Below are 732 nucleotides of genomic sequence, written 5' to 3' on the forward strand. Positions count from 1 at the left end.
CCCCCCCCCCCGGTTCTCCCCGGACGGCCGCCACGTCGCGTTCACCTCGACCCGGGACGGCGCCCCCGAGGTGCACCTCGCGCCGGTGGACGGCGGCCCGTCCCGCCGGCTCACCTACTGGGGCGACGCCCAGACCCAGCTGCGCGGCTGGACGGCGGACGGCCGGCCGATCGCCACCACCGCCGCCGGACAGGCCTCGCTGCGCCGCACCTGGGCGCACGCCGTGCCGCTGGACGGCGGCGAGCCGCGGCGCCTGCCGTACGGGCCGGTCGGCGGGCTGGCCTTCGAGCCGGGCGGCGAGCGGGTGCTGCTGGTCTCGGCGTTCGGCGTGGAGCCGGCCTGGTGGAAGCGGTACCGGGGCGGGCGGGCCGGCCGGCTGTGGATCGGCGCCGAGCGCTTCGAGCGCGTCCACGAGGAGCTGGACGGCAACATCGAGTCGCCGCTGTGGGTCGGCGAGCGGATCGCCTTCCTCTCCGACCACGAGGGCGTCGGCGCGCTGTACTCCAGCCTCCCGGACGGCTCCGGCCTGCGCCGCCACGGCATCTCCCCGGAGGGCTTCTACGCCCGCGACGCCGCCACCGACGGCACCCGGGTGGTCTGGCACAGCGCCGGGGGGCTGTGGCTGCTGGACGACCTGGACGGCGCCGAGCCGCGCCGCCTGGACGTCGGCCCGGCCGGCGCGTGGGACGCCTACGAGTCACGGATCACCGCCGTCCTGCCCGACGGATCCGG

Annotated in this window: 1 pseudogene; it reads left to right on the forward strand. The window is 78.3% G+C overall.

Annotated elements, in window-relative coordinates:
• Positions 1-732, forward strand: a pseudogene (locus ABD308_RS21240) (peptidase S41); the annotation flags it as partial.

The organism is Kitasatospora putterlickiae (assembly GCF_039527695.1).
GTDB lineage: Bacteria > Actinomycetota > Actinomycetes > Streptomycetales > Streptomycetaceae > Kitasatospora > Kitasatospora putterlickiae.